Annotated in this window: 16 protein-coding genes; 8 read left to right on the top strand and 8 right to left on the bottom strand. The window is 71.4% G+C overall.

The window, feature by feature from the left end; all coding sequences use genetic code 11:
* Nucleotides 1–140: 140 nt before the first annotated feature.
* Both KBX46_RS10490 and KBX46_RS10485 read left to right on the top strand, forming a co-directional pair.
* Entirely contained in the window at nt 141–1,349 is a 1,209-nt protein-coding gene (locus KBX46_RS10490) for a DUF349 domain-containing protein (RefSeq protein ID WP_099851371.1), read from the top strand.
* A gap of 514 nt (nt 1,350–1,863) precedes the next feature.
* Nucleotides 1,864–3,453, top strand: a complete 1,590-nt coding sequence (locus KBX46_RS10485) for a cellulase family glycosylhydrolase (RefSeq protein ID WP_210792270.1) — start codon at nt 1,864–1,866, stop codon at nt 3,451–3,453.
* A gap of 100 nt (nt 3,454–3,553) precedes the next feature.
* On the opposite strand, the gene miaB is transcribed toward KBX46_RS10485, so the two are convergent.
* A complete protein-coding gene (miaB, locus tag KBX46_RS10480; RefSeq protein ID WP_099851368.1) occupies nt 3,554–5,047 on the bottom strand; it encodes a tRNA (N6-isopentenyl adenosine(37)-C2)-methylthiotransferase MiaB in 1,494 nt (497 codons plus the stop codon).
* Nucleotides 5,048–5,267: 220 nt separating this feature from the next.
* On the opposite strand from miaB, the gene KBX46_RS10475 reads away from it, so the two are divergent.
* Nucleotides 5,268–6,176, top strand: coding sequence for an alpha/beta hydrolase (locus tag KBX46_RS10475; protein WP_308159445.1), 909 nt, complete (start codon nt 5,268–5,270; stop codon nt 6,174–6,176).
* Between the two features lie 65 nt (nt 6,177–6,241).
* Here KBX46_RS10475 and fxsT read toward each other — a convergent pair whose 3' ends face one another.
* The 5 genes from fxsT to KBX46_RS10450 are packed head-to-tail and all read right to left on the bottom strand — an operon-like array spanning nt 6,242 to nt 15,163.
* A complete protein-coding gene (gene fxsT, locus KBX46_RS10470; protein ID WP_210792266.1) occupies nt 6,242–10,111 on the bottom strand; it encodes an FxSxx-COOH system tetratricopeptide repeat protein in 3,870 nt (1,289 codons plus the stop codon).
* Nucleotides 10,108–11,379, bottom strand: a complete 1,272-nt coding sequence (locus KBX46_RS10465) for a TIR-like protein FxsC (RefSeq protein WP_210792264.1) — start codon at nt 11,377–11,379, stop codon at nt 10,108–10,110. Before KBX46_RS10465 ends, fxsT begins: the two co-directional genes overlap by 4 nt.
* Nucleotides 11,376–12,065, bottom strand: a complete 690-nt coding sequence (locus KBX46_RS10460) for a TIR-like protein FxsC (protein WP_141908311.1) — start codon at nt 12,063–12,065, stop codon at nt 11,376–11,378. The genes KBX46_RS10465 and KBX46_RS10460 overlap by 4 nt, the downstream gene beginning before the upstream one ends.
* 16 nt (nt 12,066–12,081) lie before the next feature.
* The gene (locus KBX46_RS10455; RefSeq protein WP_255508730.1) at nt 12,082–12,906 is read right to left on the bottom strand and encodes an aminoglycoside N(3)-acetyltransferase; all 825 of its coding nucleotides are present in this window, start codon (nt 12,904–12,906) and stop codon (nt 12,082–12,084) included.
* Nucleotides 12,890–15,163 carry an FxsB family cyclophane-forming radical SAM/SPASM peptide maturase gene (locus tag KBX46_RS10450; RefSeq protein WP_308159444.1) on the bottom strand — a complete coding sequence of 758 codons (2,274 nt, stop codon included), beginning with the start codon at nt 15,161–15,163 and terminating at the stop codon, nt 12,890–12,892. The genes KBX46_RS10455 and KBX46_RS10450 overlap by 17 nt, the downstream gene beginning before the upstream one ends.
* Before the next feature lie 404 nt (nt 15,164–15,567).
* On the opposite strand from KBX46_RS10450, the gene KBX46_RS10445 reads away from it, so the two are divergent.
* Complete coding sequence (locus KBX46_RS10445) at nt 15,568–15,816, top strand: DUF2277 family protein (protein WP_088946765.1); 249 nt, start codon at nt 15,568–15,570, stop codon at nt 15,814–15,816.
* A gap of 65 nt (nt 15,817–15,881) precedes the next feature.
* On the opposite strand, the gene KBX46_RS10440 is transcribed toward KBX46_RS10445, so the two are convergent.
* Complete coding sequence (locus KBX46_RS10440; RefSeq protein ID WP_088946764.1) at nt 15,882–16,361, bottom strand: hypothetical protein; 480 nt, start codon at nt 16,359–16,361, stop codon at nt 15,882–15,884.
* 251 nt (nt 16,362–16,612) lie between these two features.
* Nucleotides 16,613–17,602 carry a selenide, water dikinase SelD gene (selD, locus tag KBX46_RS10435; protein WP_210792261.1) on the bottom strand — a complete coding sequence of 330 codons (990 nt, stop codon included), beginning with the start codon at nt 17,600–17,602 and terminating at the stop codon, nt 16,613–16,615.
* Between the two features lie 195 nt (nt 17,603–17,797).
* Between selD and KBX46_RS10430 the strand changes: the two genes are divergently transcribed.
* The 4 genes from KBX46_RS10430 to KBX46_RS10415 all read left to right on the top strand — a co-directional run bounded on the left by KBX46_RS10430 (nt 17,798) and on the right by KBX46_RS10415 (nt 21,198).
* A complete protein-coding gene (locus KBX46_RS10430; protein WP_210792259.1) occupies nt 17,798–18,553 on the top strand; it encodes an amino acid ABC transporter ATP-binding protein in 756 nt (251 codons plus the stop codon).
* Between the two features lie 57 nt (nt 18,554–18,610).
* Nucleotides 18,611–19,546, top strand: coding sequence for a glutamate ABC transporter substrate-binding protein (locus tag KBX46_RS10425; protein ID WP_099851352.1), 936 nt, complete (start codon nt 18,611–18,613; stop codon nt 19,544–19,546).
* A 79-nt stretch (nt 19,547–19,625) separates the two neighbouring features.
* Nucleotides 19,626–20,282: an amino acid ABC transporter permease gene (locus KBX46_RS10420; protein ID WP_099851350.1), complete on the top strand. Its 657-nt coding sequence runs from the start codon at nt 19,626–19,628 to the stop codon at nt 20,280–20,282.
* Nucleotides 20,283–20,325: 43 nt separating this feature from the next.
* Nucleotides 20,326–21,198 (top strand): amino acid ABC transporter permease, encoded by an 873-nt coding sequence (locus KBX46_RS10415; RefSeq protein ID WP_210792258.1) that lies wholly within the window; start codon nt 20,326–20,328, stop codon nt 21,196–21,198.
* Nucleotides 21,199–21,226 lie beyond the last annotated feature (28 nt).

Genomic DNA, 21,226 nt, shown 5'->3' with positions numbered 1-21,226 from the left:
GGACACCGTATGGTCACGGTCGGCGATAGGCGCTCGACGCGGACCGGGTAAGACCTGTGACAATGCCGGAAGCAACTTGGCTGCGCCGTGGCGGCGACGGGGGTCCATTCCCTCGACGCCGGGAGAACGAGGATGGGCACATGAGCGACTGGACTGCCTTCGGACGGGTGGACGCGGACGGCACCGTATACGTCAAGACCACCGAGGGTGAGCGGGTGGTCGGATCCTGGCAGGCGGGTGCGCCGGAGGAAGGTCTGGCACACTTCGCGCGCCGCTTCGCCGATCTGGTCACCGAGGTGGATCTGACCGAAGCGCGGCTCAAGTCGGGTGCGGCGGATGCCGGGCACTCGCTGAGCACGATCCGGCGGATCCGCGCCACGCTCCCCGAGGCCAACGTCGTCGGCGACATCGACGCCCTGGCCGCTCGCCTGGACAAGCTGGCGACCCTGGCCGAGGAGAAGGCCGGTGAGGCGCGCGCCGCCCGGGACGCCGCTCGCGGTGAGGCCCTGGCCCGCAAGACCGCACTGGTCGAGGAGGCCGAGAAGCTCGCTGCCGAGTCCACCGGTTGGAAGACCGCCGGGGACCGGCTCAAGGAGATCCTCGACGAGTGGAAGACCATCCGTGGGGTCGACAAGAAGGCCGACGGTGAGCTGTGGAAGCGGTTCGCCGCCGCCCGGGACGGTTTCACCCGACGTCGGGGCGCCCACTTCGCCTCCCTGGACTCGCAGCGCAAGCAGGCGCAGACCGTCAAGGAGGAGCTGGTCGCCGAGGCGGAGAAGCTCCAGGAATCCACCGACTGGGCCGCCACCGCCAACCAGCTCAAGGATCTGATGACCCAGTGGAAGGCCGCGCCGCGCGCCTCCAAGGAGGCCGAGCAGAAGCTCTGGGAACGATTCCGGGGTGCGCAGGACGCCTTCTTCAGCCGGCGCAGTGAGGTCTTCTCCGCCCGGGACAACGAGCAGCGCGGCAACCTGGAGCGCAAGCAGGCCCTGCTCGCCGAGGCCGAGGCGCTGGACATCGACGCCGACCCGAAGGGCGCCCAGGCCAAGCTGCGGGACATCCAGGCACAGTGGCACGAGGCCGGCCGGGTGCCCCGCGAGGCGGCTGCCGGGCTGGAGCGCCGGCTGCGCGCCATCGACGACAAGGTCCGCGACGTGATGGACTCGGCGTGGCGCCGCACCACCAAGGAGGACAACCCGCTGCTCGCCCAGATGCGGGCGCAGGTGGCGGAAGCCGAGGACCGGCTGGCCCGGGCGCAGAGCGCCGGGGACGCACGCCGGATCAAGGAAGCCGAGCAGGCGCTCACCGCCAAGCGGCAGTTCCTCCAACTCGCCGAGCAGGCCGGCTGAGCTGACGTCTTCCGGAGCCCCCGGTCCCTGCGAGGGGACCGGGGGCTCCCGCATGTCCAAGGCCCTCGCGCCTCGCGCCTCGCGCCTCGCGCCTCGCCCAAGATCCTCGCAACTTCCCCGAAACTGCTGCCTCAGACGCGCCGGAGGCAGCAGTTTCCCTGAAGTTGCCGGCTTGCCGGGGCGCGGGGTGGGGCACGGGGCGCGGCGCGGGGCGGGGCGCGGGACACGGGCGTGGGACGGTGGGCGGGGCCAGCCGGACGGCTGGTTGACGCATTGAAGACTGCTGATCAGAATGAGCGACAGAGCCAGGTCGGGCATCGACGCGAGGGCGCTGACGGCGGTACGACGTCGTCGGGGATCGTCGGTGTGCGTTACGCGAGTGACCACGTCCGCGTGACATGGGTCGTTCCGCGCTGTGCGCGTACCCCTGAGGGAGCGTGACGGGCGGACGGCCTCCCCCGGTCTTCCGCCCGCGCCGCCGACGGCGGCGTCGGGCATCCGAAGTGGAGCTCGCATGCACCGTCCCACCTCTTTCGGCGGCGCGCTGGCCGCGCTCGCCACCGCCGCGGCTGGCGCGCTCGTCGCCGTCGCGGTCAGCACCGGTCCGGCGGTCGCCGCGCCGGGTGGCACCGGCACCGGTCACCTGCACACCAGCGGCAATCAGATCGTGGACAGCACCGGCGCCACGGTCCGGTTGACCGGTATCAACTGGTTCGGCATGGAGACCGACAACAAGACCTTCCACGGGCTGTGGTCGAACAACCCGTGGCGGGGGCAGCTCGACACGATGGCCCGGCTGGGTTACAACACGTTGCGGGTGCCGTACTCGAACGACGCGCTGAAGCCGGGCGCGACCGCCAGCGGGGTCAACGACTTCGTCAACCCGGATCTGGTCGGGTTGTCGCCGTTGCAGATCCTGGACAAGGTGATCGACTACGCCGGCAGCAAGGGGATGCGGATCATCCTGGACCGGCACCGGCCGACAGCGGCCGGGCAGTCGCCGCTGTGGTACACGTCGACGGTTTCCGAGGCGACCTGGATCAACGACTGGAAGATGTTGGCCCAGCGGTACGCGGGCAACCCCACGGTGATCGGCGCGGACCTGCACAACGAGCCGCACGCCGAGGGCACCAACCCGGCGGCCACCGGCGCGTGCTGGGGTTGCGGCGACACCACCCGGGACTGGCGGCTCGCCGCCGAGCGGGCCGGTAACGCGATCCTCGGCGTCCAGCCCAACTGGTTGATCTTCGTGGAGGGGGTGAGCTGCCCCAGCGGTGGCCTCTCCAACGTGTGGGACGGCGACACCAGCAACGACGAGGACTGTGGTTGGTGGGGTGGCAACCTGTCCAAGGCCGGTCAGTTCCCGGTACGGCTGAACGTGGCGAACCGGCTGGTCTACTCGCCGCACGAGTACGCCACCTCGGTCTACCGGCAGACCTGGTTCGACGCCCCGGACTACCCGGCGAACATGCCGGCCATCTGGGACAAGTACTGGGGTTACCTCTACAAGCAGAACATCGCGCCGATCATGATGGGTGAGTTCGGCAGCACCCTGGCGGACCCGAAGGACAGGGTGTGGCTGGAGAAGTTGATGGCCTACACCGGCACCGGGGTGACCGGGATGTCCTTCACCTACTGGTCGTGGAACCCGAACTCGGGGGACACCGGCGGCATCGCGCTGGACGACTGGACGAACATCAACACCACCAAGCAGGCGATCCTCCAGCCGTACCTGATCGCGCCGACCGGTGGCGGCACGACCACCCCACCGCCCGACGGACCGACGGACCCGCCCACCGGCGCCTGCACTTCGAGTTACCGGCAGGTCAACGCCTGGCAGGGCGGCTTCCAGGGTGAGTTGACAGTGAAGAACACCGGCTCCGCCGCGGTGAACCCGTGGTCGGTCACCTGGGCCTGGCCGTCCGGCGTGACGTTGGGCAGTGGCTGGAACGCGACGGTCTCCCAGTCCGGCACGACGATCACCGCGGCCGCGCCGGGGCACGCCCCGTCGCTGTCGGCGGGCGGGTCGGTCACCGTGGGCTTCACCGCCAACGGCACCGCCAGCGCTCCGGGCACGGTGAAGCTCAACGGCGCCAGCTGCTGAGTTGTCGGGACGGCCGGCGCTTCCCGCGTCGGTCGTCCGCCGGCGCCGGTCTGAACGAGGGCCCCTTGTCGTCGCGCGACGACAAGGGGCCCTCCCGCGCTCAGTGGGTGGCGCAGCCGGCGGTCGGTGCGGCAGCCACCGGCGGTGCGCCGATCGTGGGCAGACCGAGCAGCACCCCGGGGGTACGCGGGGAGCGCCCCGCCTCGGCCGCGTCGCCGGCCCGGGTGCGCCGGTGCGCCACCGGCGCGCCGTCGGCGTTGAGGTGGTGCGGCGCGGCGTACGTGATCGTGGTGTGCACGATGTCACCCGGGCGGATCTGGTCGGCCAGCGACTCCCCGTCTGCGGTGTCGGTCGCGAAGTGCACGAGCCGGCCGTCGCGGGCCCGACCGGACATCCGGCCGGTGCGCTCGTCCTTGCGACCCTCGCCGACCGCGACCAGCACCTCGACGGTTTCGCCCACCAGGCGCTTGTTCTCCGCCCAGGTGATCTCCTCGACGGTTTCGATCAGCCGCTCGTAGCGCTCCTGCACGACCTGCTTGGGCAACTGGTCGTCCATGGTCGCGGCGGGGGTGCCGGGGCGCTTCGAGTACTGGAAGGTGAAGGCCGAGGAGAACCGGGCCTCGCGGACCACGTCCAGGGTGCGCTGGAAGTCGGCCTCGGTCTCACCCGGGAAGCCGACGATGATGTCGGTGGTGATCGCCGCGTCCGGCATCGCCGCCCGGACCTTCTCGATGATCCCCAGGTAGCGCTCGGAGCGGTAGGACCGGCGCATCGCCCGGAGCACGTCGTCGGAGCCGGACTGCAACGGCATGTGCAGCGAGTGGCAGACGTTCGGCGTCTCAGCCATCGCGGCGATCACGTCGTCGGTGAAGTCCTTCGGGTGCGGGCTGGTGAACCGGACCCGCTCCAACCCGTCGATGTCACCGCAGGCCCGCAGCAGCTTGCCGAACGCGTACCGGTCGCCGAACTCCACGCCGTAGGAGTTGACGTTCTGCCCGAGCAGGGTCACCTCCAGCACGCCCTCGTCGACCAGCGCGCGCACCTCGGAAAGGATGTCGCCGGGACGGCGGTCCTTCTCCTTGCCGCGCAGCGCGGGCACGATGCAGAACGTGCAGGTGTTGTTGCAGCCCACCGAGATCGACACCCACCCGGCGTACGTGGACTCGCGGCGGGTCGGCAGCGTGGAGGGGAAGACGTCGAGGGACTCCAGGATCTCCACCTCGGCGGCGGCGTTGTGCCGGGCCCGCTCCAGCAGCACCGGCAGCGAGCCGATGTTGTGGGTGCCGAAGACCACGTCCACCCAGGGCGCCTTGCGGACGATCTCGCCCCGGTCCTTCTGGGCCAGGCAGCCGCCGACCGCGATCTGCATCCCGGGGTGCTTGTCCTTCACCGGGCGCAGCCGACCGAGGTTGCCGTAGAGCCGGTTGTCGGCGTTCTCCCGGACGGCGCAGGTGTTGAAGACGACGATGTCCGGGGTGTCGTCGGCGGGCACCGCACGCACGTAGCCGGCCTGTTCGAGCAGGCCGGAGATGCGCTCAGAGTCGTGCACGTTCATCTGGCAGCCGTACGTCACGACGTTGTAGGTCCTAGCCACCCTCTTGGTGCCCCTTCCCCTCGGGCTACCAGGGTAGCGGCCCGTCAGGCGGCCCCAACCCACCGGCATTGACCCGGCGGCCCATAGCGGGCATCCACGACGGGCAGTACGCTGCACAACAAGAATGTGTTCTGGGCGGTTTCGGGGGCTTTGCACTCAGCGCCGACAATGCGCGGCTCCATTCACGGGGGAGCACATGACGACCCGCGGGAGGCCAACCGTGACGCGACAAGATGCGGCACAGCGCACCGTCACCACCCCGGACGGGCGGCACCTCGCGGTGGAGACCTCCGGCTCGCCGGACGGTCCTGCGGTCTTCCTGCTGCACGGCACCCCGGGCAGCCGCAGCGGCCCCCGACCCCGGGGCATCGTCGTCTACCGCCTCGGCGTGCACCTCGTCTGTTACGACCGCCCCGGTTACGGCGACTCCGACCGGCACGAGGGTCGGCGGGTCGCCGACGCCGCCGCCGACGTGGCGGCGATCGCCGACGACCTCGGCATCGAGCGGTTCGCGGTGGTGGGCCGGTCCGGTGGCGGTCCACACGCCCTGGCCTGCGCGGCGTTGCTGCCGGACCGGGTCACCCGGGCCGCCGTCCTGGTGGGACTCGCCCCGGCCGGCGCACCCGACCTGGACTGGTACGCCGGGATGGCCGAGTCGAACGTGGAGGACTACGGGCAGGCCGACGAGGACCTCGCCGAGCTCACGCTCAACCTGAAGGTCCGCGCTGAGGAGGCCCGGCGGGACCCGATGACCCTGCTGGACTTCCTTCGCCCCCAGTTGCCCGACGAGGACATCCGGGTCGTCGACGACGTCGCGATCCGCCGACTGCTGACCGACATGTACTCCGAGGCTTTGCGGCACGGCCCCGAGGGCTGGATCGACGACGTGCTGGCGATACGGCGTGGCTGGGGGTTCGACCTGAGCGCCATCCGCGCGGAGGTCCGGCTCTGGCACGGTGAGCAGGACCGCTTCTCGCCGGTGGAGCACTCCCGCTGGCTCGCGTCGCAGATCTCGCGGGCCGAGGTCCAGGTGCAGCCCGGCGCCGCGCACTTCGGCGCTGTGGAGATCCTGCCGCAGACCCTCACCTGGCTGGCCACGCCGGACCTCGCGACCACCCCGCGGGTCTGACCGACAGTCGTTCAGTGCTCGGCCCGGCGAGGCGGACCTGACCCACCCCGCCGGACCAACCCCGGTCAGATCGTGTGCGGGTCGATCACCCGGACGACGAACCGCCGCTCACGCAGGGTCTGCACCGTCGGATGCTCCGGGCCAATCACCTCGGCCAGCCGGTCCGCCACCGCGCCGACGTCCTCGGCGGGGGCCTCGCCACCGGCCCGCCTCGACACCAGGGAGAGATCACCGCGGCAGCGCAGCGTGTCGGGGTGATCCGCGCCGATCACCGTGGCCAGGCGACCGGCGGTCTCCCGCAGTCGCTCCCGCGCCGAGTCCCACTCCCCCTCCTCGGCGAGGCACACCGCGTGGTTCACGTCCGCGGCAAGGGTGTGCGGGTGGTCGGGGCCGAGCACCTTGCGCAGCTCGCCGGAGGCCCGGGCCGCCGACGCACGGGCATCCGACCTGCGCCCGAGCGCGCGCTCGGCAGCGGAGATGTTGCTCAGCGTCGCCAGCGTGTGCGGGTGCTCCGCGCCGAGGCGCAGCTGTTCCTCGTACGCCTGGCTCACGGCGGTCATCTCCGTGAACGCCCTGGCCGCGTCGCCTACGGCCAGCAGGTTCGCCGCGCGGCTCGACCGGGACGCCACCGTGTCCGGGTTGTCCGGTCCGAAGCGTTCGTCGAGCTCGCGGTAGGCCGTCTCGAACATCGGCGCGGCCTCGGCTCCCCGGCCGGCGCTGCGCAGGGACACCGCCAGGTTGACCTGCGCGGCGAGACTCTGGCCGTCGTCCGGCCCGAGCACCTCGCAGTACGTGTCGTACACGGTGCGCAGCAGGGTGACCGACCTCTCGTACTCACCGGCTTCCCGCAGGTCGCTGCCCAGACGCACGGCGGAGACCAGGGTGTACGGGTGGGTGGGGCCGAGCACCAGCCGCCGCCGCTGGTGCACCTCGTCGTCCCACCTGCGGGCGGACCGGTAGTCGCCGACCAGCCGGTAGGAGACGGCGAGGTTGTTGGCCGCGCTCAACGTCCGGGGGTGGTCCTCGCCGAACACCTGGAGCCAGGAGGCGTACGTGGACCGGTCCCGTTCCAGCGCCTCGGCGTACCGGCCGAGCGCGCGCAGGTCACCGCCGAGGCTGCCGGCGGTCATCAGACTGTGCGGGTGCATCGGGCCGAGCAGCCGGCGTTGCTCGGCCAGCACCGCCTCGTCCAGGTCCCGGGCCTCGTCGAAGCGGCCCAGGCTGCGAAGGATGTTCGCCCGGTTGAAGCGCAGGTGCAACAACTGTCGACCCAGCGCGGACGCCTCGACCTCTTCGTGCGTGTCGCCGAGCCGGGCGGACCAGGTCTCGTCCACCTCCTGACTGAACCCGTCGGCCTGGTCCAGACCGCCGCGCTGCCACAGGTAGCGGACCCGGTCAATCAGCAGCTGACACACCGACTCGTCGGGGCAGTTCAACGCCTCGGAGACCTCCAGGTGCGGCCAGAGCATCCGCAGCCGGGGCCAGGTGGTCGGGTCGTCCACGTCACCGCGGGGCCGGGACGCCGCCAGCACCAGGTGCACCTGGTGTCGGGCCGCGTCGATCTCGTCGTCGGTCATCCGGTCGCGTACGACCGCCTGCAACAACCGGTGCACCTGGACCCGGCCGCCCTGGACGTCGAGTTTGAGCAGGGCGAGCCGGTTGATCTGCTGGACCAGCGCACCGCGGACGAGCCGTTCCGACACCGACGGGTCGAACGGCACGAGGGCCGCCGCCATCTCGTCGCTGTAGATCAGCTCCAGCGCGATCTCCGGGGCCAGCACCGAGCAGAGCTGCAACAGCCGGTACGCGGCGGGCGCCTGGTCGAGCAGCCGGTTCAGCGACAGGTCCCAGGTCGCCTCGACGGAGAGCGCGCTGGGGCCGTGCCGCTCGATCTGCCGCAGGTAGTCGGCGACCGACGTGCCGGTGTCCGCGAGCCACGCGCCAGCCGCCGCCACCGCGATCGGCAGGTCGCCGAGCGCCTCGGCCACCCGGTCGGCCTCCTCGGCGCTGATCGTGGGCACCCGCTGGGCGAGGTGCGCGACGCTCTCGGTGCGGTTGAAGACGTCCACCTGGATCGGGTTCGCCCGGTCACCCCAGGCGCGATTGCGCGAGGTCAGCAGGACGTGCCCGGGGCCCTGGGGCAGGAAGGGCTCGATCTGGTCGAGCTCCTCGGCGTTGTCGAGCACGACGAGCCACCGCTCGTACGGCTCGCCTCGGCCCAGCACCTGCAACACGGACCGGACCGTGTCGGGCACGGTCGGCCCGGCGAGGATGCCGAGGCGGCTGGCGAGGTCGGCCAGGGCGGTGTCGACGAACTGCGGCGGGTCCGCCACGATCCACCAGACCACGTCGTACGCGGTCTTGTAACGGTGCACGTACTCCAGGGCCACCTGTGTCTTTCCGACGCCGCCCATGCCCTGGAGGGCGACCGGCAGCACCACCGCGCTGCCCCCGCTCTGCAGTTGCGCGCGCAGCTGGGCCAGGTCGTCCTCCCGGCCGGTGAACCGGGCGTTCCGGTTGGGGGCGTTGAAGATCAACGGTTCGGTGCCGGGAAAGCGGGTGCTCCCGCCCGCCGGGCCGTCCGCCGACGACGGCACCGGCCGGCCGACCAGCCGCAACACCCGCTCCACGGCGGTCGCCGCGCTCACATTGACCAGGTTGGTGGAGCTCTGGGAGGGGAACTCCGCCAGCGGGCGCAGGTCGGCGACATACACGGCGAGCGCCGTGGAACCGGTGCTGGTGTCCCGGTCGGGCAGACCGCCGGACGGCGTCGCCACGTAGGCCGGCGAGACCACTGTCAGCGTGCGCGGCGCGGGCGTGCCCGCGGACCCGACGGCGGCCATGGGCTCCACCACCCGCAACCCGGCCGAGCTGAGCACCCGCTCCAGCCACTCGGCCCAGATGGCGTCCTCCGGCGCACACCGGAGCACGATCTGGTCGTCGATCGCCTCGGTGCGTCGACGGAAACGGGCCTTGCCCCGCTCCCGCACCGACTCGTCCATCAGCGGCAGCGCGGTCACCGCGCCGTCGGTGAGGATCCCGGTCAACGTCTCGAACGCGGCCAGCAGCGACGTGGGCGAGCCGGGCGGGTCCCCGAACGTCGCCAGTGTCTCCTCGTACGCGTAGAACGGCCGGTACGGGACCTCGACGGCAGCCCAGTAGCGCCGCCGTTCGGCCTCGGTCATGCCCGCCGGCAACCCGGCGAACCGCCGCATGGCCAGCAGACGACCCGCCTCGGCCCGCTCCTTCTCGGCCTGGTCGACCCGCATCGGCACCGGCAGGACCCGGATGTCGCGCCGCCGGTACCTGTCGCGTACCGAGTGCGCCACCCGGGCCGCACCGTCGATGCCCTGGTCGCTGAGGGTGAAACAGTCGACCAGCGTGTCCGGAAGGTGCAGGGTGCAGATGTCGGCGACGTCGCTCAACCCTGTCCGGCTGTCGATCAGGGTGAAGTCGTACTGGCGCTTCATGTCCGCCCGCAGCGCTTCGAAGAACTGCGCACCGCCCAGCCGGTTGTAGAAGTTGTCCCAGTCCAGCCCGCTCACCGAGACGGCGTAGTCGCTGTTCTGCCGGCCCGCGGAGAGGAAGTCCAGACCCCCGCCGTCGGGGAAGTTCCAGCGCAGCGAGAAGGCGTGCCGCCCGACCCGGGCGTACTGCTCCATCCAGCGGTCCGGCCGGTCGTCGACCCGGGTGGTCTCCCACTCGTAGTCGCGGATCATGTCGATCACACCGCTGGTGCCCTGGATCGCCTCGGCGTCGAGGAACGGGTGGAAGAAGCGGTGCAGGCCGGGTGACTCGAGGTCCCAGTCGGCGACGAGCACCCGCCGGCCGCTGGCCGCGAGGATCCAGGCCACATTGGCCAACGCCATCGTCCGGCCCGTCCCACCCTTGAACGAGTAGAAGGTGACGACCTGGCCTTCGCGATCGTTGTTCATCGGTTTTCTCCGTGGGGACGCAATGGGGCCGGATCGTCAGGCGTGGACGCGGGATCGGGGGTGACGGTCGAGCCGGCCGGCGGCAGGCCGTCACGCAGGCTCGGCACCGGCTCCGGCGGCGGTTCGAAGGGAACCACCGGGCCGTACTTGAGGAACTGACGGCGAGCCTCGGTGACCAACGCCGGCATCAGGTCGACGAACTCCGGCATGCTGCACGCCCGCTTGACCTGGGGCAGGCCGGCATCGTGCAGCAGTTGCGTCACCTCGGTCGCCCACCGGCTGGCGTCCTGGGTGTCGTCGTCGTCGGTGACCACCAGTGGAACCACCCACTCCCGCAGGCCGTGCAGCTGGCCGGAGAGGATCGCGGCGGCGTCCGGCGAGGCCGCGATCCACGGGTCGACAAGCAGCACGGCCGGTCGGCGATCGAGCAGCCCGGCGGCCTGCGCGAAGTCCGCCGTGCGGGCGGACAGCCCGAGTCGCTCGGCGGTGCTGGCCGCGTACTCGGCGGCGGGCAGCTCCTGGCGGCGCCCGTACGGTCGCCAGAGCTTGCCGCTGGCCGCGTAGCCGGCGGGGTCGCGGTCGCTCGGCAGGTGGTCCCGTGTCGGCGCCAGGACGGCGACGACGAAGTCCGGGTCGGTCGGCCCCGGGCGGACGACCTCGTCGAGGCCCGGCGCGCGGGACGGGCCCAGCGGTCGCCGCTCGGCGGTGTGCACGATCCGGCTGGCCAGGCGGCTCAGCAGAAGCTCGTACTGTGCCCGGTAGGAGGCCAGCATGCAGAACGCCCGCAGGCCGTCCTCGGCGTACGCCGGGACGTCCCGGCCCAGGTCCAGGGCGCCGTCCAGCTCCGGGTGCGTCTCCCACGGTGGGAACGGGATCCAGAGCACCGGGGTGAGGTGGCCGGCGGTCAGCCGGGCCGACCCGGCGGCGGCCAGCCGGGCCCGGAAGGACTCCTGCTCCCCCAACGCCCACGGGCGACTGAAGTAGCCGGGCGAGTAGAGCGGAACGAAGACCTCGGCGTCGCCCAGCGCCTCCGCGAGAGCCGCCTTCCAGTCGGCGCCCAACGGGATGTGCTGGTCGAAGAAGCCGATCCGCATCCCCGCCACCGGGCGCGCCTGGCGCCGCACCTCGTCGGACAGGTCGGCGAAGAACTGGCCGACCCAGACGTCGGCGTCGGCGCGTGCGCCCGGCGGGGGCGCCGAGTGGGCGTAGCTGAGGAAGAAGTACGTCCCGCGCGCTGCCGGTCGGCGCCGGTCCGTCGGCGGGCTCATCCCGGCTCCTCGGTGAACCGGTTGCACAGCTCGTCCACGCTCGCCGGCACCCAGGGCTGCACCACGTACGACCGGTGGATCGCCACGATCCGCTGGGCGAGCCGCCAGACCACCGCCCGGTACGCGTTCTCCCACTGCATGGTCAGCAACCCATAGACCCCATCCCGCTGGTAGTGCACCGCGATGTCGGGATCCGGCACGGCGGTCGGGGTGAACCGTTGGATGTCGCGGAGCACCCGGGGCAGCGCCGTGCCGTTCGTCGGCGACCAGGTGACCGGCACGATGGCCGTCTCGTGGGGCGAGGCGGAGCTGTGCCGCGGGACGATCGTCCGGCGGGAGAACGCATCCCACTCCCGGCCGCACCAGTCACTGCCGAGCAGCGCGCTGGACACCAGCGGGACGAAGACCTGGCAGGTGCCGGCGGCCTGGAGCAGCTCCGGGCTCCACCGTTCACCGCCGGCGATGGAGCTGTCCAGAAAGCCGGCGTCCACTCCGGTCACCGGGCCGACCAGCTCACTGACGTGGACGGAGAGGTCCTCGAAGAACCGGGAGACGTACTCGGCGGGTTTGCCGGTGGCGCGGCCGACCGGGGCCCGGGAATAGCTGATGAAGAAGAGCGGGGCGCGCAGTCTGGAGGGTGCGTCCACTGTGCTCAGCCCTCCGCCCTCCCCACGCGGCCGGAACATCAGCGTAGTCCCCGCGTCAACGCTGCGCCGCCAGGCGATTCGCGGCGAACCAGCCGACCGCGAAGTCCACGGCGGCTCGCGCCGGCAGCAGGCGAGCCTGGGCCCGCCCGACCCGCCCGTGCCGGACGATCGGTGTGCCGTCGAGCGCGGCACCCACCCGGGGAAAGTCGCGGTCGTCCAGGTCGAGCCCGCGGAAGTCGAGGCGTACGCGGCGGCCGTCGACGAGCCGGAAACAGCGGTAGTCGCGCTCCGGCGTGGGCACCGGCAGCCGGTACTCGGCCAGGTGCAGGGCGCTGCACGCCTCGTAGCCGAGGCCGAGCAGCAGGATCTGCCCGTCGGCCGCGTACAGGCCACCCACCGGTGAGCGTTCTCCCAGGTGGCAGGTGAGGTCGTGGCCGTCGGTGAGCTGCCGGGCCCGAGGGCCGAGCGCGGCGAACGAGGTCTGGGGATGGTCACTGCGAACCGCACCGGGGGCACAGCGGACGTACTCGGCGAGCACGCCCATCCGCTGCGAGGGCGTGGTCTGGCGGTCCCAGCCCGGCAGCGCCGCCTCGTACCGCTCGCGTTGCGCCCGGTCCATCCCGGCGACGGCCGCCAGGTGGGCCCGGGAGGTGGTCGAGTTGCCGTCGGTCTGGGTGGGAACCAGCAGCGTGCCGGCCGGGCCGAGGACGTCCCGCAGGGCGCCGGCGAGGGTCGCGGGGCCGTGCTCCAGCGGGCCCACCCGGCGCAGACCGCAGTGCACCAGGAGGCACACACCCGGGCGTACGCCCAGCGCTCGCAGATCGTCGGCGAGGTGGGGACGGCCCAGGGCGGGCGGATGACGTTCATCGGGACCCGACACGGGTCTCCTCCAGGGCGTGGCGCAGCTGACCGACGAACCGCTCACCGGCCGCGGTGAGCGACCGGCTGGCCAGCAGCGCGTCGGCGCCGTCCCGGGTCCACGCCAGGTAACGGGCGGCGTGGGCCGACGCTTCCCCGCCGTCGGTCGCCGCTCGGGCCCGCCACACCTGGGTGACGGCCAGGTGGGCGTACACCCCCTGGAGGACCCCCTCGGGTGGCCGCGGGTCGGGGCGCCAGGGCACCGTGATCCGGGGGCTGTGCCCGGGTGCCACCAGGTCGTACCGGTCGAGCACGGCACCGAGTTTCGCGTGCTGCCACTCGTGCACGAGCAGCACCGCCATCGTCTCCGGGTCCGGATGGGGGGTGACGGCGACCGCACCGAACGCGTGCCGGGCGGTCGCGCTGCGCAGTGGTCGCGCCGGGTCGGGTGCCAGCGGCACGACGGCGCGCAGACCGCCGTCGAGCGCCACCGCGTGCGCCGGCACGTCCCGGCGCACGATCTGCCAGGCCTCGACCAGGGTACGGCCCAACGCCTGCGCGGTCGGGGTGTCCAGGCGCGATGCCACCGGCTGGCCGTAGCAGTCCCGGTACGGATCGCCGTCCTCGATGGACAGCCGGCCAGCCGGCGTCGGCACGTCGCGCACCGGTCGCCAGCCGGCCGACGGCTCGACCGTGTCGAGGAGGACGGTCCGGTCCGCCGACCCGCCCCGGACCCGGAACCCACCGGGCAGGACGGTCACCTCGGCGCGCTCCCCCAGGCCGGGCAGCAGCAGGCTGCCGAGCGTGGGCACCGTGATCGCGTCGGCCCGCACCGGGACGTCCACGGTGACGGGGACGCCCACCCGGACGGCCGCGGCGACGGCGAGGGCCGGCAGGGGGTCGGCAGCCGCGCGGGCGCCGGACCGGGCCGACGGGTCGAGGCGGTGCACCAGCCACGGGCGGACGAAGGGGTGCTCCAGGACCGCTCGGACCGCCTCCGGCGCCTTCAGCTCAAGGTCGGCGAGCACCTCCCAGGCGGCCGCGCTGTCGGACAACTCCCGACAGGCCGCCAACAGCATCCGGGTGATGGCCAACTGGTCGTCGGCGATTCGTCTCACGGTCTGCGGCGACCCGTGCCCGGTCGCCAGGTCGTCCAGCAGGTCGTCGACCGGAGAGGCGGCGGACCACACGCTGGGCGCGACGTGGCCGGGCGCCGGGTAGGCGTCCACAGTGTCGATCAGGCCGAGCAGGTCGGCGCAGTAGACCGAGGGATTGTCGAAGCCGGAGCCGGTGCGCCAGCGGTGGGCGTACAGGCCTCCGCCGCAACGGTCGACCACCGGGCAGGCCCGGCAGGTGGCACAGAGCCCCTGCACGCCGTCCTGTCGGATGGCCACCCCGGGATGCCGGGCGGCCTCGTCCACCGAATGGTCGAACACGTCGAACCCGGTGCCGGCCGCGCCATGGTATGCCGTCTTCAGCGAGTCGACCTGCTCCCAGGTGCCGTCGGCCTCGACCACCAGCACGTCGGCCGGCGCGAGGCCGAGCGCCTCGGTGCCGCCGCCACCCGGCATCAGCGCCTCGAACAGCCGGATCGACCCGGGGCGCCCGTCGTCCACCCACCGCCGGTGGATCCGCCCCAGCCAGTCCGCGTACGGGGTGGAGCCGGGGCCGGGACGCTCCGGTGGGTGGTCCCAGGTGGCGTGGGGCAGCAGCAGGTCGACCCGGGGCGGGCTCTCGGCCAGCAGCGCCTCGTAGACCCGGTCGGGATCGTTGCGGACGTCGACAGTGCAGAGGATGCCGGCGTAGCTGCTGCGGTACGCCGGTCGTCGGAGCAGGGCCAGGGCCCGCCGGACCTGGTCGTGGCTGCTGCCGCCGTGGGCGAAGACCCGGTGGCGGTCGTTGGCGGCACGGTCGCCGTCGAACGACACACCGACCCGCACGTCGTAGTCGACGAGCAGTTGGCACAGCTCCTCGTCGAGCAGCACACCGTTGGTCTGCATGCGCAGGTCGAGCCGCGTCCACGGGGTGATCGCGGCCCGCAGCTCGGCCAGCACCTCGCGCAGCCCGGCGGCACCCAGCAGCAGCGGCTCACCGCCGTGCAGCACCACGTGCACGTCCGGCACCTCGTGCTCGCGGGCGTGCTCGGCGATGCGCTGTGCGGCGGCGCGGACCGTCGCCGGTGGCATCCGCACCGGTCGGCCCCGCCAGGTCTGGTCGGCGTGCTGGTAGACGTAGCAGTGGTCGCAGCTGAGGTCGCACCGACTGTGCACCTTCAGCACGAACTGGCTGATCGGCCGGCAGGATCCGCCCGCTCCGGGCGCACCGCACCGGCAGACCATCGCTCAGATGGACGAGTTGAAGGCGGCGACGGGCACGCTGCCGGACGGCACCGATTGGCCCGCGACGACGCGCCTGCGGATCGCCTCGATCAGATCGGCGTGCTCGACGGCGATCCGATCCAACGGGGTGTGCAGGCTGCGTGCGAGGTCATCTGGGTCGGGACGGGGTGAGCGGGTGGGGGCATGGTCCACAATGAGTCTCCGGGGGCCCGGGGCGCTGGGGGCGCGAGCGGCGAGAATGGCTCGAAAGGCTCTGGTCCGTGACCAGGATAGACAAATATCGACCCAGTGTCACCGTCGGTACAGCCATCGGCACCACGAGTGGCAACCCGAGAGGAGCGCACATGTGCCGGAGCATCAAGACCTTGCGTGAGCCGTTCACCCCGCAGGTGACCGACGCGGACGTCGAGGCGGCGGCGTTGCAGTACGTCCGGAAGATCTCTGGCTTCCGGGCGCCCGCCGCGCACAACGCCGCCGCGTTCGACGCCGCGGTGGCCACCGTGGCCGAGGCGACCCGCACCCTGCTCGACCAGTTGGTGGTGCGGGGTGCCGGCTCGGGCACCCCGGACCGGCAGGCCACCGCCTCCCACTGATTGCCAGCCCTGTCCGACGGACCGGCGCGGCACCCCGGCCGACCGGGACCTGACCCTGGAGAGGGTCAGGCCGCGGCGAGCGCCGGGGCGACCGTGTCGGGCGCCCAACGTGAGCGGTGACACTGCGACCAGCCCCGGCAGCCCGGGTCGCCCAGCGTGCAGAGCCGCCACCTGCTGAGCACCTCACCGTCATCGGTGTCCCGCACGTCGAAGTGCACCGGACGGACCGTGCCGTCCGGAGCCACGAGCAGGTGCCGGCCCGCGTCGAGCGTGTCGTCGCGCAACAGGCAGTTGCGGCCCAGCAGTCGTGCGAGCGCGGCGATGCTGGCGTGCTCGGGGAGCTGATCGGGCACCCCGTAGCAGTCCACCACCGTCGCGAACTCGCCCGGCGCCTGCCAGACGTCACACACCACCGCGTACGCCGGCAACCGGGCCGGGTCGGCCACCGCCAGCGGCATCACCACCCGGCCAAGCGCCTCGGCCAGCGCCGGGTAGACCTCCACGGGTTGAGCCCCGTCGATTCTCCAGTTCCACAGCTCGGTCATTCCGCCTCCTCGCTGCGTTCGTCCCCACCGGCCTCCGAATCGGGCCTTACACACGATGGTGGGGGGCATTTGACCCCAGCCGGGGGCAAGTTACCGGTCTGTGACCATTCCGGGCAAAATTTCCCTGAGCAGCATTGCTCGGAGTAGCGGGAAGGTGACAGTTTATCGGGTATGGTGCCCGATCCGCACCATCGCAGCCGCGTGTCCGACGACCACAACCGCAGGTCGAACGATGTGCCGGCCGGGTTCGGTCAGCGCAGGACGACGAGGTGCTCGCCCCGGGGCAGCAGCTCGCCCACCACTGGCGCGCCGGGCACCTCTCCGGCCACCAGCAGGCCGCCGGAGGTCTGCGCGTCGGCCAGCAGCAGCCGTTCGTCCTCGCCCGCCGCCCCGAAATCGGTCCACGGGGTCACCCACTCCAGGTTGCGCCGGCTGCCGCCGCTGACATGGCCGTCGCGCAGCGCCTCCCGCGCCCCCGCCAGATAGGGCACCCGGGCCGTGTCGATGGCCACGGTGACCTGGCTGGCCCGGGCCAGTTTCGAGGCGTGCCCGAGCAACCCGAACCCGGTCACGTCGGTGCCACAGCGGATGCCGGCGGCGACCGCCGCACGGGCGGCGTCCCGGTTGAGGGCGCTCATCGTGGCCACCGCCTCCGGGAAGCTCTCACCGGTGGTCTTGTGCCGGGTGTTCAGCACACCGACCCCGAGGGGCTTCGTCAGGGACAACGGCATCCCGGCCCGCCCGGCGTCCAGGGTGATGAGCTCGTCCGGCCGGACCGTGCCGGTAACCGCGAGGCCGTACTTCGGGCCGTCGTCGTCGACGCTGTGCCCACCCGCCAGGTGGCAGCCGGCCTCCCGGGCCACGTCCTGCCCTCCGCGCAGGACCTCGCCGGCCAACTCCATCGGCAGCACGTCGCGCGGCCAGCAGAGCAGGTTGAGCGCGATAAGCGGGGTGCCGCCCATCGCGTACACGTCGGAGAGCGCGTTGGCCGCGGCGATCCGACCCCAGTCGTACGCGTCGTCGACCACCGGGGTGAAGAAGTCAGCGGTGCTGACCAGGCCGGTCCGCTCGTCCAGGCGCACCACCGCCGCGTCGTCGCCGTGATCCAGCCCGACCAGCAACTCGGCGGTGCCGGTTGCCGGGCCGAGACCGGCCACCATGATCTCCAGCTCGCCCGGCGGGATCTTGCAGGCGCAGCCGCCGCCGCGGGCGTAACGGGTCAGCCGTACCGGTTCGGTCATCCACCCATGATCGCGACAAGGCGCCACGATCGCCACCGTTGTGGCCCTTACGGTGACCAGAATCGGACGACCGAGGCCGATCACGGCCGGTGTTACCGCTCCGTGACCCGCTGAGTTGCATTCCGCCACATCAGGCCGCCTACAGTGGCCGCACCGGGGGTCAACCGACCCCGATCCGGGAGATGACAGGGGACGGTGGACGACGTGACGACGGGCGAACCGCTCATCGTGCTGGACGCGGTCAACAAGTGGTTCGGGCCGCTGCACGTGCTGGACGACGTCTCGCTGTCGGTGGGTCGGGGCGAGGTGGTCGTGGTGATCGGCCCGTCCGGCTCCGGCAAGTCGACGCTGTGCCGCGCCATCAACCGACTGGAGCCGATCAGTTCCGGCACCATCACCTTCGACGGCCAGCCGCTTCCGGCCGAGGGCAAGCCCCTCGCGAAGCTGCGCAGCGAGGTGGGGATGGTCTTCCAGTCCTTCAACCTCTTCGCGCACAAGACCATCCTGGAGAACGTCACCCTCGGCCCGATCAAGGTCCGCAAGGAGAAGCCGGCCGCTGCCCGCGAGCGCGGCCTGGCCCTCCTCGACCGGGTCGGCATTGCCAACCAGGCGGACAAGTTCCCCGCCCAGCTCTCCGGCGGTCAGCAGCAGCGGGCGGCCATCGCCCGGGCGCTGGCCATGCAGCCCAAGGCGATGCTCTTCGACGAGCCGACCAGCGCGCTGGACCCGGAGATGGTCGGCGAGGTGCTCGACGTGATGACCTCGCTGGCCAGCGACGGCATGACGATGGTCGTGGTCACGCACGAGATGGGCTTCGCCCGGCACGCGGCGAACCGGGTCATCTTCATGGCCGACGGCAAGCTCGTCGAGGACGCGTCCCCGGCCGAGTTCTTCGAGAACCCGCGCAGCGACCGGGCCAAGGACTTCCTCTCCAAGATCCTCACGCACTAGGCGTCCGTAGTGGAGCATGCCGAACCTTGGTGGGCTCCGTTGAAGAAGGAGAAAAGTATGCGTATGAAGCGCGTGGCGGCGGTCGCCATGATGGCCTCCCTCGCCCTGTCGGCCGCGGCCTGCGGCAAGGAGGGCGAGCCGACCCCGAGCGCGGGCGGAAGCGCCTCCGGTGGCGCCCAGTCCGACACCTGCCAGGCCTCCGGTGCGACCTTCACCCCGAAGACGGACGCCGCTGTCGCCGGCAGCCCGACCTTCGAGAAGATCAAGACGGCGGGCAAGGTCTCGGTCGGCGTCAAGTTCGACCAGCCGAACCTCGGCTACAAGGACGCCCAGGGCAAGCGGTGCGGCTTCGACATCGAGATCGCCCAGTACGTGGCGAGCACGCTGGGCATCGACCCGGCGAAGATCGAGTACAAGGAGATCGCGTCGGCCAACCGGGAGACCGCGATCAAGGGTGGTGAGGTCGACTACTACGTCGGCACCTACTCGATCACGGACAAGCGCAAGAACGACATCTCCTTCGCCGGCCCGTACTTCGTCGCCGGCCAGGACCTGCTGGTCCGCAAGGACGAGACGTCGATCACGGGCAAGGACAGCCTCAAGGGCAAGAAGGTCTGCTCGGCCACCGGCTCGACCCCGATCCAGAAGATCCGGGACGAGGGACTGACCGAGGCGAACAACATCGTCGAGTTCAAGACCTACTCGGAGTGCGTCTCGCAGCTGCTCGACAAGAAGGTCGACGCCGTCACCACCGACGACGCCATCCTCAAGGGCTACGCGGCGCAGAGCCCGACCGAGCTCAAGGTGGTCGGCCAGCCGTTCAGCACCGAGAAGTACGGCATCGGCCTGCCGAAGGACGACAAGGCGCTGCGCGATTACGTCAACAACCAGATCGAGGCGTCGTTCGGCAACGGCACCTGGCAGAAGATCTACGACGGAACGCTCGGCAAGTCCGGCTCGGCGGGCACCCCGCCGACCCTCGAGCGGTACTGACCGACCGGCTCGACACGAGTTACGGCGCCGGGCGGGGCTCGTCCCCGTCCGGCGCTCGTCCGAGGACTGAGAGCGAGGCATGGGCGAGTTCTTCCGCGTACTGACGGACAACGGGCAACTGTTCGTTGACGGGTTCACCAACACCGTCAAACTTTTCCTGATCGCCGCGGTCGGCAGCCTCGTCCTCGGCACGCTGCTCGGCGCGATGCGGGTCTCCCCCGTGCCGGCGCTGCGGGCATTCGGCGCCACATACGTCAACCTGGTGCGCAACACCCCTCTGACGCTGGTCTTCGCGTTCCTCGTGTTCGCGGTGCCGAAGCTGGACGTCAACATCGACTACTTCGCCAGCGCCGCCATCGCGCTGACGGTCTACACCTCGGCGTTCGTGTGCGAGGTGATCCGCTCCGGCGTCAACACGGTCGCCGCCGGCCAGGCCGAGGCGGCCCGCGCGCTGGGCATGACCTTCGGTCAGGTACTCACGCTCATCGTGCTACCGCAGGCGCTGCGGGCGATGGTCCCGCCGATGATGAGCGTGTTCATCGCGATGCTGAAGAACACCACCATCGCCGCCGGTTTCTCGGTCCTGGAGGCCGGCGCGATCCCCGCGTACATGGCTGAGCGGGGCGAGCCACAGTTCGCCGTCCTGCTCTGGATCACCATCGGCTTCTTGATCCTGATCCTGCCGCTCGTGACCCTGCAGCGGTTCCTGGAGCGCAAGTGGAGGATCGCCCGGTGAGTGAGCTTGCGACCCCCGCAGTCGCGAACGAGAGGTGGCTGAGTTGAGCCAGGCGTCGATCCTCTATGACCTGCCCGGGCCCCGCGCCAAACGGCGTAACGCGATCCTGGGCGTGGCCTCCACCGCCGGCATCATCGCCCTGCTCGCCTACATCGGCTACAAGTTCGCCGACACCGGCCAGTTCGAGTCCCGTAAGTGGGAGCAACTGCAGTACGCGTCGGTGCAGCGCGAGCTGCTGGGCGGACTGTGGGCCACGCTCAAGGCTGCCGGCATCGCTGCGGTCCTGGCACTGCTCTTCGGGGCGGTCTTTGCCAGCGCCCGACTGAGCGACAAGTGGGTTCTGCGCACCCCGGCCACCTTCGTGGTGGAGCTGTTCCGGGCGATTCCACTGCTGATTCTGATCTTCTTCGGGTACTACGTGCCGCTGCAGTACGGCTGGTCGATCGACAAGCTCTGGGCGTTGGTCATCGGGCTGGTGCTCTACAACGGCTCGGTGCTCGCGGAGATCTTCCGGGCCGGCATCAACGCGGTCCCGTACGGGCAGACCGAGGGGGCGTACGCGGTCGGTCTGCGCAAGAACCAGGTGCTACGGCTGATCCTGCTGCCGCAGGCGGTCCGGGCGATGCTTCCGGCGATCGTCAGCCAGCTCGTGGTGCTGCTCAAGGACACCGCGCTGGGCTTCATCATCACCTACCCCGAGCTGCTCTTCGTGGGTAAGCAGATTGGCGGCCGATTGCCGTTCGGCCTGCCGTACGTGCCGACCTACCTGGTCGTCGGAGCGATCTACATCGCCATCTGCGGTGCGCTGTCCGCCCTGGCCTGGTGGTTGCAGAAGCGGATGGCCCGGACTCCACGGACGGCGGCAAAGGTGCTACCCGCACAGGACGCGGGCGAAGACGCCGCCCGGATGGTCTGACCAGTTGGTCCTGTTTCCGGTCCCCTCA

The organism is Micromonospora sp. C81 (genome assembly GCF_018070425.1).
Classification (GTDB): Bacteria; Actinomycetota; Actinomycetes; order Mycobacteriales; family Micromonosporaceae; genus Micromonospora; species Micromonospora zamorensis.
Note: the sequence above shows the minus strand (reverse complement) of the source record. Positions and strands in the feature narration are given on the sequence as shown.

Bases quoted from the DNA above. Each gene is read 5' to 3' on its own strand.
- KBX46_RS10490 (WP_099851371.1), top strand. From the start codon at position 141: ATGAGCGACTGGACTGCCTTCGGACGGGTGGACGCGGACGGCACCGTA.
- KBX46_RS10485 (WP_210792270.1), top strand. From the start codon at position 1,864: ATGCACCGTCCCACCTCTTTCGGCGGCGCGCTGGCCGCGCTCGCCACC.
- fxsT (WP_210792266.1), bottom strand. From the start codon at position 10,111: ATGAACAACGATCGCGAAGGCCAGGTCGTCACCTTCTACTCGTTCAAG.
- KBX46_RS10465 (WP_210792264.1), bottom strand. From the start codon at position 11,379: ATGAGCCCGCCGACGGACCGGCGCCGACCGGCAGCGCGCGGGACGTAC.
- KBX46_RS10460 (WP_141908311.1), bottom strand. From the start codon at position 12,065: ATGTTCCGGCCGCGTGGGGAGGGCGGAGGGCTGAGCACAGTGGACGCA.
- KBX46_RS10445 (WP_088946765.1), top strand. From the start codon at position 15,568: ATGTGCCGGAGCATCAAGACCTTGCGTGAGCCGTTCACCCCGCAGGTG.
- KBX46_RS10440 (WP_088946764.1), bottom strand. From the start codon at position 16,361: ATGACCGAGCTGTGGAACTGGAGAATCGACGGGGCTCAACCCGTGGAG.
- selD (WP_210792261.1), bottom strand. From the start codon at position 17,602: ATGACCGAACCGGTACGGCTGACCCGTTACGCCCGCGGCGGCGGCTGC.
- KBX46_RS10425 (WP_099851352.1), top strand. From the start codon at position 18,611: ATGCGTATGAAGCGCGTGGCGGCGGTCGCCATGATGGCCTCCCTCGCC.
- KBX46_RS10420 (WP_099851350.1), top strand. From the start codon at position 19,626: ATGGGCGAGTTCTTCCGCGTACTGACGGACAACGGGCAACTGTTCGTT.